This window comes from Vicinamibacteria bacterium (assembly GCA_035570235.1).
Lineage (GTDB): Bacteria > Acidobacteriota > Vicinamibacteria > Fen-336 > Fen-336 > DATMML01.
Window position 1 is genome coordinate 105,043 of record DATMML010000036.1, and the last position, 11,308, is coordinate 116,350.

Below are 11,308 nucleotides of genomic sequence, written 5' to 3' on the forward strand. Positions count from 1 at the left end.
GCTTAGGGCTTGTCCGGTCGGGCCCGGCGCAGCGCGTCCAGGATGGCGAGTTTGGCGGGAAGGGGAATGCTCGCGATCTTCACCCCGAAGCCAGGCGGCAGCTCGGGGGCCTTGGGCTCGACGGGGGTGTTGATCCAGGTGACCGTCCCCACGATGGGAAACCAGGGCCTTCCGTCGAAGACCAGCTCCAACGACACGGCCTGCCCGGGCAGGGGAGGGCGGTCGCTGGCCACGAACAGTCCGCTCACGCTCAGGTTGGTCACGTGCAGGACCCGGCCGTCGAGGCGGCAGGTCACGCCCTCCACGGCATAGCGATCGCTGGCTTTCACCGGAGCTTCGGGTAGTGAGCCTCCACCCAGGCCCGCACCTCTGCCTCCACGTGAGCCTCGCTGGGTCCGGTGATGGCGTGCATGGGCTCGGCCCCCTCATCGCGTCCGGCCGACATCGCGTAGACCGCAGCCCGCACCAGGCTCCCTTCCCGATAGAAGTAGGCGTGGATCTCCCCCCCCGGGCGATTGAACTTCAGAAGCCTTCCCGTCTTCATGGCGCGGGGGAGATCATACGACGAGCGGGTGGGCGGCGAGCGTGGCCGGGATCACCACCCTCCGCCGCCGTGGGAGGCGTGGGGGTGGGGGAGGGGCGCGGGGCCGCGCACGGGCTCTCTCAGGAGGGAGGGCGTTGGGTAGGCCCCGCTCGCGGCGGTCCCCCCTGGCTGGCTGATGGCCGCGAAGAAAGTGGTGGCGATGATGGCATAGCCGCGATCGTTAGGGTGGATGTGGTCGGAGAAGAGCTGGCTCAGGTCGCTGCCGGCGGCGCTTTGGAAGGCCCCTTCGATGTCGGCGAGCGCGGCGCCCTGCTCGCGGGCCAGGGCGCGGATGAGAACGTCCTCCTGGCTCACCCACGCGTTTCGCTCCGCAACGAAACTGGGCCAGCCGGGGTTGGCGGGAGGGATGGTGGCGAGCACGGGGAGGCTGCCCGCCGCCTTCACGTCCAGTACGATGCTGCGCAGGCTGTCAACCGTGAAGCAGGGGGCGGACTGCTTGCACGCGGGGGTGTTCCAGTCGTTGGTGCCGTAGATGATCAGCGTGTAAGCGGGCCGCACATGGCGCAAGAGGTCCGCGATACGCTCCGCGCCAAAGTTGCTACGGGTCCCCGAGATGCCCTGGTCATTCAACACCCCGCGACCGAAGTAACCCTGCAGGAGGCCTTGCAACTGGTCCCGGTAGCCGGTCCCGTCGCTGGAGCCGTCTCCCACCGTGATGCTATCCCCAAAGCCCATGTAGAGATTTGGTGTGTTGGAGCCGATGGGCAGGGTGAGGGGGACGTTGGTGTTGCTGCTCGGAGGTACCTGGACCGAGACCGCGGCGGCCGGAGGCCGATAGAAGGGGGGAAGGGTATCGGGACGTACCGTGACCGTCCCTGCCCCCGCCGGGACCCCCGGCACGACCGCGAGTCCGGAGACCTTGTCCGACCGCGCGGTGTGGCCCCCGATGTTCGCCTCCACCCCCGGTACGCGGGCCCCCTCGCCCGGGTCCAGAACGCCGTTGGCGTTCTCGTCGTAGAAGACCACGACCGGGACCGGGTAGGTCACGGCGGGCGGGCTGGGGCCGGCGGGGGTGCTTCCGCCTCCGCAGGACGCGGCCAGGGCGGCGAGCAAAAGCATGGGGAGGGCACGGCGGCTGGTCACAGGGGGCAACTCTAGCACGGATGCGGCTTCTTCCCCGGCCCGGACTCTGCTACCCTCAGGGCCTGAACCCATGACAAACGGTGCGGTCTCGAGCGGCGGCAACCGCCGGATCACGGCCCGCAAAGCCTGCCGTCTCACCGTGAGGTACAAGTCGAAGAGCGAGTGGCATCCCGCCACCGCCATGGACCTCTCCCCGAACGGCTGTCGCCTGCGGGTGGGCGAAGACCTGCCGCGGGAGACCCATCTGAGCGTGCTCTTCGAGGCCCCCCTCCGGGACGGGGCCCGTGCTCTTTCCGTCGAGGTACCGGGGGTGGTGACCTGGTCGCGCCACGAGGGGCTGTCCTACCAGGCCGGGGTCCATTTCGACGTGGCTCCCGTCGAGCTCGAGGAGGTCCTAGCCGCTCTGGCCTGAGACGTCCAGGGCTTGGGTGGGGAGGCCGCCGCGACCCGCCGGGGCCCGGACGCCAGGATTCACCTCCAGGCCACCGCGACGTCCCCCCCCAGACGGCTGATGGAGATCTCCAGGTGCCGGGTGGCGCCGGACCTGAAGGTCCCCGAGATCCGGCGCGTCTCCGCGTTGTCGTCCCATTTCACTTGGACCTTCAGGTCGTGCTTCCCGGGGCTGACCTTCAGCACCTCCTGGACCACGCCCTTGCGAAGGTTGAAGAAGAGGATCTTCTTGGTGACGCGGGCGTCGAGCACCTCCTCCACCACCAGCTTCTCGTCCAGCCAGACCCGGACCGTCCCGCTCTTGAGGTGGTGCTCCATGTGGACGGCGAGTTGGCCCGGGGGCTTGGCGGCGGGAGGGGTCTTCTTGCCCGACTCCGGAGAGGGCGAGGGGGAAGGCGAGGGGGCCGAGGGTTCGGGAGAGGGCCGGGAGGGGGTCGGGGGCGGTGCCGACGGCTCCGTTGACGGCGGCGAGGGAAGCGGACTTTCTGGGGGTGCGGTCGGGGCCGCGGCCGCGTCCGCGGCCGGCGACGGCTTGCTCGGGTCAGGGCCCTCGGGAGGTGCCGAACTCGGCCGGACCGGGTCGCTTCCGGGCCGGGGCGGTGTTCCCGGGGCGGGCCCGGCGGGGAGCGCGGGGGGCTCGAGCCAGGGGCCCAGCACCTCGACCAGGGGGCGCAGGGCGTCGGCCAGGCGGTCGGATTCGTAGAACGCCGAGTAGTAGACGCCGAGACCCACCAGCAGCATGCCCAGGGCCAGGATACGGAGGCCGCGGTGGCCGCGGCGGCGCACGGGTGCGGAGGCCGCTCCGGCGCCGCTGGACGACGCGGCGGGGGGCCGCCCGGCGCCATCCTCCCCGATAGGCTCAAAGTCCAGCACCGCCGAGGCCTCGCCGTTGGGACGCGCGGCCACGAGGGTGCCCTCCGCGGCCGGGGGCAGCGTCCAGCCGGCCCGGTGGCGGGGCGTCCGGCCCGCCAGGATGTCCTCCGCATCCTCGGCCATGGCCTTGCCGTCGGGGTAGCGGTCGGAGGGAGCCTTGGCCATGGCCCGGGCCACCAAGTAATCGATGTCCGGGGGCAGGTCAGGGACGGACCGCGAGGGAGGCAGCGGGTCCTGGTGTGCCACCCGGGTCATGATGCGGGGGACGCTCTCCGCCGCAAAGGGCCGGGTCCCGGTCAGGATCGTGTAGGCCACGGAACCCAGGGAGAAGAGGTCGGTGCGCCCATCCACGGGCAGGCCCAGAACCTGCTCGGGGGCCATGAACAGGGGCGTTCCCACGAATTGGCCGCTGGCCGTGAGCTCGTGCCCGGCCTCGTGCTTGGCCAGGCCGAAGTCCATGATCTTGGGCTCGCCCCCGGGTAGCACCATGATGTTGGCGGGCTTGATGTCGCGGTGGACGATGCCCTGGGCGTGCGCATAGTGGAGGGCCTCCGCCACCCGGGCCACGATCCGCAGGGCCTCCCGCCAGGGGAGCTGGCGCCCGTCGGCGGTGCTCTCGGCCAGGGTGTGGCCGGCCAGACGCTCGAGGGCGATGTAGAGGACCCCGGTGTCGGGATCGCGACCCACGTCGTGGACGACCACGATCCCGGGGTGGGTGAGACGGGCCGCGATGCGGGCCTCGGAGAGGAAGCGCCGCTCGAAGCTCTGCTGCTCTTCGTCGGAGACAGCGAAGATCAGCCGGATGACCTTGAGGGCGATGGTGCGGTTGAGGGAGGGGTCAGCGGCCTCGTAGACCACGCCCATCATTCCGCGGCCGAGCTCCCGGCGGATCTCGTAGCGGCCGATCTTGCTGGGGATCTTCTCCGTTGTCACTTTCTCTCCCGGGGCGGCGGCGGAGGCGGCCTATGTTCTCACGGCCGGGCGATCCCATCACTTCAGGTAGTGGGCGAGCCAGGCCAGGACCTCTCCGTACCAGTGGCGCGAGTTCTGCCCCTTCAAGACCCAGTGGTTCTCGTCCGGATAGACCACGAGTCGGGCGGGAACACCCTTGGCGGTGAGAACGCCGTAGAGCTCCAGGCCCTGGGTGACGGGGACCCGAAAGTCGCGTTCCCCGTGGGTGATCAGCATGGGCGTTCGGAAAGCGGCGGCGAAGCGGTTGGGGCTCCACCGCTCCACGTTGGCGAGGTCGGTGAACGGGTAGCCCCCGTAGGAATGCTGGCGACCGTAGCTCGTGTCCGAGGCCGACTGTCCCAGGAGGCTGTACACGCCCGCGTGGCTCACCAAGGCCTGGAAGCGATCTGTATGACCGGCGATCCAGTTCACGAGAAAGCCGCCGTAGGAGCCCCCCGCCGCTGCCATGCGGTCGGGGTCCACCTGGCCGCGCGCGATCAGGAAGTCCGTGGCCATCATCACGTCCGTGAAGGGCTTGTCGGGATGCGCCCCCAGGATCGATTCCACGAACGGCTGGCCGAAGCTCGAGGAGCCGTGGAAGTTGACCAGGGCCACCATGTAGCCGGGGGCGGCGAAGGCGTGGGCGTTCCAGCGGAGGTGGAAGGCGTCGCCGAAGGTGCCCACGGGCCCGCCGTGGATCAGTTGGAGCAGGGGGTACTTCCGGCCCGGCTCGTACCCCGGGGGATAGACCAGGAACATCTGCACCTCGTCGCGGTTCGCGCCCGCGAACGTCACTTCTTCGACCCGTCCTAGGCTCATCCGCGCGAGGAGGGCATCGTTGAGGGTGGTGAGGCTGCGGAAGCGGCTTCCGTCCAGGCCCACCACCGCCAGCTCCGGGGGCCGGCTCAGCGTGGTTTCCGAGAAGACGACTTGCCTGTCGCGCGTGGGCGCCGCCCCCGAGGTGGTGCCTCCGTGGTGAACCTCCTGGGGAGAACCGCCGCGGGCGGGGATCCGATAGAGGTTCGCGCGGGCGCGGACCTCGGCGTGGAAGACCAGGTTCTCCCCGTCCGCGGTCCAGGCCCAGTCCGCGACCGAGTTCTCCCAGCCCTCGGTCAGGACCGTGGTCTTCCCGGTGGTCATGTCCAGGACGGCTAGGCGCGTGTAGTCCGGCCAGCCGTCGCCCCGCCGCTGGAGGCCGTAGGCGACGCGCTTGCCGTCGGGGCTGAACACCGGCCGCACGTCATCCCCGGGGTTGGTGGGGGTGAGATCCTTGACCTCGCCCCCCCCGGCCGGGACCGAGAAGATGTCGTAGTCGAGGGTGGGGTAAGGCTCGGGGGTGCGGTTGGCGGAGAAAACGATCGTGCTTCCGTCGGGGCTGACGTCGAAGGCGCCCGAACCGTCCATGAGCTCGAAGTAGCGCTTCGACCCCGGCAGCAGGTCCGTCACCTTCCGCGTCTCCAGATCGAGGACGAAGACGTGGGGGTACTCGCCCTCCGTGAGCCAGCGGTCCCAGAAGCGGTAGAGCCGGTTGTCGGTGACGTGCGCCCTCACCTTGCTCTTGTCCCGGGCCGCGAGCGCCTTCTTGGTGGCTTCCGGGGCCTCCGCCCCTGCGATGACGGGGGAGACGAAGGCGATGCGCTTGCCGTCGGGAAGCCATTTGGGGTCGGAGACGGAGAGCGGCATGTCCGTGGCCCGCTCCGCCTCGCCCCCGTCCACGCGGATGACGTAGAGCTGCTTGGCCCCATCTCCCTCTCGACGGGAGACGAAGACGATGCGCGTCCCATCCGGGCTCCAGGCGGGCGAAGTGTCCGAGGCCCGGTTGGTGGTGAGCTGGCGTGCGGGCCCCCCCGCCAAAGGCGAGATCCAGATGTCCGCGTTGCCGCGGTCCTCCTCCATGTCGTAGCCCGTGACCGTGTAGGCGACGAACCGACCGTCGGGAGAGAGCACCGGGGCTCCCACCCTCCGGACGGCCCAGAGGTCGTCGACGGTCATGGGCTTGGGGTCGCTGGCGGCGACCGTCGAAGCCGTGAGGGTCAGGGTCAGAAACAAGCGCACGCGCATCCCGTCCTCCCTTTGGACAATCCCGGAATACTACTTCGGGGCTCGAATGGTTACTTCGGCGACGTCCGCTCCGCCCTGCGCGCGGCGCGACGCAGGGCGAGGACCGCCTTCTGGAAGTCCGCGGGCGGAGCGCTCTCCGCTCGCACGGGCGCACCCCCGAGGGGGTGATCGAAGGCCAGAAGGCGGGCGTGGAGCATCTGGCGCGGGACGGCCACCGGAGCGGAGGCGGCGCCTCCTCCATACACGGGGTCGCCGAGGATGGGCAGGCCAACATGGGCGAGGTGGACGCGGATCTGGTGCTGGCGGCCCGTCTCCAGCTCTACCTCCAAGAGGGCCGCCCCCGGAAAGCGCTCGGTCACCGCCCAACGGGTCAGGGCCGGCCGCGACGGTTCGCCCGCGCGAGCCACACGGCGCTTGCCCCCCTCGTAGGCGTGATGCAGGGGAAGGTCCACCACGCCCAGGTCGGCGGGGGGCCGGCCCGCAACGAGGGCGAGGTAGCGCCGCTCGATCCGGTGCGCGCGGAAGAGGACGCGCAGAGCCTCGCGGACGACGGGGGAGAGGGCGAAGGCCACGGCCCCGGAGGTGTCACGGTCGATCCGGTGGACGACGCCGACGTAGGGGCGCCGTGGGCGGAGATGGCGCACGTAGTCCCGGACCCGGGCGAAGACCGTATCCTCCCCCTCCGCCCCCGGGGCGGTGGGGACGGTGAGCAGCCCCGCCGGCTTGTCCACCACCAAGAGGGCCTCGTCCGCGTAGAGAAGGGGCAACGAGAGCCGCGCGCGCGGCAGGGCCCGTCGGTTCGGGTCCCAATGGATGGCCGCGGCCTCCTCCACGCGATGGCCCGCCGCGCGCACAATCTGGCCCGCGAGGGACACCTGCCCCTTTTCAATTGCCTCCCGGGCCCTGCGGCGCGAGAGCCCGGGGTACCGGAGGATGAGGGCGACGTCCAAGCGCATGCCTTTGGGCGGGTCGGGCGGGTAGCGCGCGACCGCGACCCTGAGCCTACCGCAGGGGGAGCCTCGGGAGGAGGGGCTAAGGGCCCGCCGCCTCCCGAGCCGCCGGTCTCGACCCTCCCCTACTCCAGGAAGCCGCGGGCGTCGTCCCAGGCCGCCGGGTCCTGGCCGAAGTACGAGCAAAGCATCGCATATAGCTCACGGTGACGGTCGCGCAGGGCGAGGGGCGTCTCGAAGAAGGCCTCCACGGCTACGGCCAGAAACTCGACGGGGTCGTGGGCACCGTAGGGGTCGAGCGCGGATTTGCCGCGCCGCAGCCGCTCCATCTCCTTCTCGCGGATCTGCAGCCAACGCCGGCTCCGGGCTTCGTCCAGCCCCCCCGGGATCCCGTCGAAGCGGGTTTGGTCGACGTCCAGAAGGTGCGCGAACTCGTGGATCCCCACGTGGTAGCCGTCGCTGGGGTCTTCGAAGCTCTCCTTGAGGGCGGGGACGGAGAGGATGACCGTTCCCCAGGGGTGGGTCTGGCCGGCCAAGTCGTCTTTCCCGAAGGTGTAGTCGCGATCGAAGTCCTGCGGATAGAGAAGGACCTCCGCGAGCTGGTCCCATTCGTAATCCGGCCAGCCCACGCTCAGGGTGACGGCGGAGGAGCCCACCAGCAGCCGCAGTTCCTCGGTGACGGCGACCTCGATTCCGGTGATGCGCTTCTCGGCCAGGAAGATCCGAAGGTCGTCTTCGAAGCGGGCCCGCCAGTCCTCGGGGAGCCGGCAATAGTGGTCGTACCGCGTCCGGAGGATCTCCCGCCAGGGCCCGGGGAAGGGCCGGTGGAGGAGGTCGCGGCGCCGCCGCTCCCGCCGCCGCCCCGCGTGGGCGAGGACGAGGGCCGCGGCCAGGCCCAGGACGCCGCCCGCCAGGGCGGCCGTGGTCCCCCCCGCCGCCGCACCCAGGCCGGCCGCGGCCAGCACCACGACCCCGCCCACCACGCGCACGAAGGTGCGCTCGGGGGGGCGGTCGATCCTCAAGCCCTTGCCGCGAGCAGCCGGGCCAGGACGTGAACGTCGATGTTGCCTCCGGTCACGACCACGGCCAGGGGGCGGGAGTCGAGGCCCCGCACCCGCCCCGCGCGCACCGCCGCCACCCCGACCACGCCCCCGCCCTCGCCCACCACCTGGTCCTCTGCGAGGAGGGCCACGATCGCGTCCTCGATCTCTGCCTCGGAGACGGTGACCACATCGTCGAGGAGATGGCGGTGGACGAAGACAATCTCCCCGATTCCCCCCGCGAGGGCGTCCGCCAGCGTGGGTGCGGCCGGATAGGTGAGAAGGGCTTGTCCACGCCGGAGGGACTCGCGCAAGGCGGGGGAGGCCTCGGGCTGTACGGCCACGATACGGATGCCCGGCCGCGAGGCCTTCACCGCGACCGCGATCCCGGCCACGAGGCCGCCCCCACCCACGGGCACGACGATCGTGCCCACTTCGGGCAGCTCCTCAAGAATCTCCAGGCCCAAGGTGCCCTGACCGGCGGCCGTTCGGGAATCGTCGAAGGCGTGGACGTAGGTGGCCCCCGTGCGCTCCTGGTGGGCGAGGGCGGCGGCGGCCGCGTCGTCGTAGGTCCGCCCCACCTCGTGAAGGACCACCGGGAAGCGCCGAAGTTTCTCCAGCTTGGCCCGGGGGGCGGTCTCCGGCACGAAGAGGGCGGCCGGCACCCCGCCCAGGGCCTGAGCGGCGAAGGCCACCCCCAGAGCGTGGTTGCCCGCGGAGGCCGCCACCACCCCCCGCGCCCGCTCCTCTCGGCTCAGGGAGGCCAGCACGTTCGTGGCCCCGCGCACTTTGAACGAGCCGGTGGGCTGCCAGCACTCCAGCTTCAGCCACACGGGCGTCGCGGGGGCGCAGAGCGCGCGGCGGAGGGGCGTGGGCTTGAGATGCGGACGCAGCACGTCGCGCGCCCGCAGCACATCCTCGAGGGTCAGCATCAGGACGGGGGAGGGCGCACGGGGCCGCCCGCCACCAGGTCGAGCCGCGGCTCCCCGCAATGGGCCGCGATCTCGCTCGCCGCGCGGTCGCGCAGGTCTACCACCGCCCCCCACCCTTCTCCTTCGGGGCGTAGGGGCGTCCCCACCCAAAGGTGGATGGGTCCGGGCCGGGGGAGCCACGAGCTGCCGCGCATGACGCGGCGGGTCCCGCGCAGGGCCATGGGCAGCACGGGCACCCCGCCCTCCACCGCCGCCTTGAAGGCACCCAGGCGGAACGGGCGCAACCCGGTGGCGGCCGCGAACGTTCCCTCCGGGAAGAACAGCACGGACTCGCCCGCGGCCAGCGCGCCCGCCACCTGGCCCGCGTCGGCCAGGCTCTGCTGGACGTCCCAGCGGTCCACCGTGGGGTGTCGGGCCTTCCTCACGTACGTCCCCACCACGGGATAGGAGAGCACCTCCCGCTTGGCCACGAAGACAAAGTCTAAGGGGAGCAGGGCCATGAGCGCGGGCACATCGCTGTAGGAGGCATGGTTCACGGCCAGGATGAAGGGGCCCTCCTGGCGGAGGGCCTCGAAGCCCTCGGTGGAGAGGCGACAGCCGGCCAGGCGAAGGCAGGCGCGGACGGTGAAGCGCCCGAGGGCGAAGGCCAGGCGTCGGCTGGGCAAAAGGGCCACGAGGAGCCACAGGGGCAGGATGACGAGTGGGAAGGTCACGGCCAGCCAGGCGAGATAGAGGCCCCGCCCGGCCCGGCGGAGCCAGGGCCTGACCTCGCCAACGATCGCTCCCAAAAGCAGCCGGGCGCGGGTGCCGAGGGGCGTGCGCCCGGGCCGCCCCAGCCCGCCGCCCAGGTACATCTCTCGGGTGGCCGCCCGGCGAATCTTTCCGCTCGAGGTCTTGGGCACCGCCCCCGGGGGAACCAGCGCCACCACGTCCGGGGGCACGTCCACCGCGGCCGCCACCGCCTCGGTCACGGCCGCCATCAGGCGGTCTCGCGCCCCGGGGTCGGTGGCCCGGGTCTCGGCCACAATGACCAGGCTCTCCGTTCCCAGCAAGGGGTTGTTCACACCCAGGGCCACCACGCAACCCTTGCGGATGCCTTCTACGTTCGAGGCCGCTTCTTCGATCTCTTGGGGGACGAGGTTACGGCCGGCCTTGATGATCAGGTCCTTCCTACGCCCGGCAATGTAGACCTCGCCTTGCGCGCGATAGGCGAGGTCACCGCTGTCCAGCCAGCCCCCGGGGAGGGAGGCCGCCGCCGTGGCTTCGGGCTTCCGGAAGTAGCCGACCATCTGAGAAGGGCCCCGGAAAATCAGCCGGCCCACGGTGCGGTCCGGCACGTCCTCTCCGGCCTCGTTCACGATCCGCACCTGGTGTTGGGGGAGGGGTCGTCCCACGGACACGAAGCGCGGCTCCTGGGCATCCTTCTTGTTCGTGGCCTCCGCCCGTCCCTCGCGCTCGAAAGCCGTGCGGGAAACTCGGTCCACCTTGGGCTCCCGCCCCACGGGCGGGAAGCAAAGAGCCACGGAGCTCTCGGCCAGGCCGTAAACCGGCAGCAGGGCCTCGCGCCGGAAGCCGTAGGGGGCGAACCGCCGCGCGAAGCGCTCGAGGGTATCGGGATTCACGGGCTCGGAGCCGTTCAGGGCACAGCGCCAGGAGGAGAGGTCCAGACCTTCGAGGGCCGCGTCCGGGATCCGCCGGGCGCAGAGCTCAAAGGCGAAGTTGGGAGCGGGGGACAGGGTGGCTCGACGTTGGTGGATCGTCCAGAGCCAGCGCTCGGGTCGGGAGAGGAAGGAGAGCGGGGACTGGATCGCAATGGGGAGGCCTTGGTGCAGGCAGAAGAGCCAGGAGCCGATGAGCCCCATGTCGTGGTAGAGGGGCAGCCAGCTCGCACCCACGTCGGTGGGGCGGACTTCCACGCCCGCCGCGATGGCCCGGATGTTGGCGAGGAGGTTGTCGTGGGTGAGGAGCACGCCCTTCGGACTCCCCGTGCTGCCGGAAGTGTACTGAATGAGGGCGGAGTCGGAGCCCGCACCGTGCGGTGCCGGCCAATCCGCGCCCACCTGGCGGAGCTCCTCCGCGGTGGTGACGTGGGAGAGCGCGGAGCCTCCGGCCCGGAGAAGGCCCGCAATGGGCATGGCCCGCGGGATCGTGATCAACAAGCGGACGCCGGCGTCGGCCAGGATGGCGGACTGCCGTTGCGCGTACTCCGGGAGCCGGTCCAGTCGGAGGGGGGGGTAGATGGGAACGGGGATGGCGCCCGCGATGAGGATCCCCTGGAAGGAGCGGAGGAAATCGACGCTGGTGGGGAGCATAAGGGCCACGGTGTCGCCCTTTCTCACCCCCCGCTCTCCAAGGCCGCCCGCG

10 protein-coding genes are annotated in these 11,308 nt (G+C 71.1%); 1 reads left to right on the forward strand and 9 read right to left on the reverse strand.

The features are described from left to right. Positions 1-2 precede the first annotated feature (2 nt). Genes VN461_05755 through VN461_05765 form a run of 3 tightly spaced genes read right to left on the reverse strand, consistent with a single transcriptional unit; the run spans position 3 to position 1,705 of the window. Positions 3-329 carry a PilZ domain-containing protein gene (locus tag VN461_05755; GenBank protein ID HXB54266.1) on the reverse strand — a complete coding sequence of 109 codons (327 nt, stop codon included), beginning with the start codon at positions 327-329 and terminating at the stop codon, positions 3-5. Further along, entirely contained in the window at positions 326-544 is a 219-nt protein-coding gene (locus VN461_05760; GenBank protein HXB54267.1) for a hypothetical protein, read from the reverse strand. The genes VN461_05755 and VN461_05760 overlap by 4 nt, the downstream gene beginning before the upstream one ends. A 51-nt stretch (positions 545-595) precedes the next feature. Continuing rightward, positions 596-1,705, reverse strand: coding sequence for an SGNH/GDSL hydrolase family protein (locus VN461_05765; protein HXB54268.1), 1,110 nt, complete (start codon positions 1,703-1,705; stop codon positions 596-598). Between the two features lie 52 nt (positions 1,706-1,757). Between VN461_05765 and VN461_05770 the strand changes: the two genes are divergently transcribed. After that, positions 1,758-2,099 carry a PilZ domain-containing protein gene (locus VN461_05770; GenBank protein HXB54269.1) on the forward strand — a complete coding sequence of 114 codons (342 nt, stop codon included), beginning with the start codon at positions 1,758-1,760 and terminating at the stop codon, positions 2,097-2,099. Between the two features lie 59 nt (positions 2,100-2,158). Here the strand turns inward: VN461_05770 and VN461_05775 are convergent, their stop codons facing one another. The 6 genes from VN461_05775 to VN461_05800 form a co-directional block, all read right to left on the reverse strand. Further along, positions 2,159-3,943, reverse strand: coding sequence for a serine/threonine-protein kinase (locus VN461_05775; protein HXB54270.1), 1,785 nt, complete (start codon positions 3,941-3,943; stop codon positions 2,159-2,161). 57 nt (positions 3,944-4,000) lie between these two features. Then, positions 4,001-6,022, reverse strand: a complete 2,022-nt coding sequence (locus VN461_05780) for a S9 family peptidase (GenBank protein HXB54271.1) — start codon at positions 6,020-6,022, stop codon at positions 4,001-4,003. A gap of 50 nt (positions 6,023-6,072) precedes the next feature. Beyond that, positions 6,073-6,978: an RluA family pseudouridine synthase gene (locus VN461_05785; GenBank protein HXB54272.1), complete on the reverse strand. Its 906-nt coding sequence runs from the start codon at positions 6,976-6,978 to the stop codon at positions 6,073-6,075. A 119-nt stretch (positions 6,979-7,097) separates the two neighbouring features. Next, positions 7,098-7,994 (reverse strand): zinc-dependent peptidase, encoded by an 897-nt coding sequence (locus tag VN461_05790; GenBank protein HXB54273.1) that lies wholly within the window; start codon positions 7,992-7,994, stop codon positions 7,098-7,100. After that, positions 7,991-8,944: a pyridoxal-phosphate dependent enzyme gene (locus VN461_05795; protein HXB54274.1), complete on the reverse strand. Its 954-nt coding sequence runs from the start codon at positions 8,942-8,944 to the stop codon at positions 7,991-7,993. Before VN461_05795 ends, VN461_05790 begins: the two co-directional genes overlap by 4 nt. Beyond that, a partial coding sequence (locus tag VN461_05800; protein ID HXB54275.1) for an AMP-binding protein occupies positions 8,944-11,308 on the reverse strand: 2,365 nt, incomplete at its 5' end. The genes VN461_05795 and VN461_05800, both read right to left, overlap by 1 nt.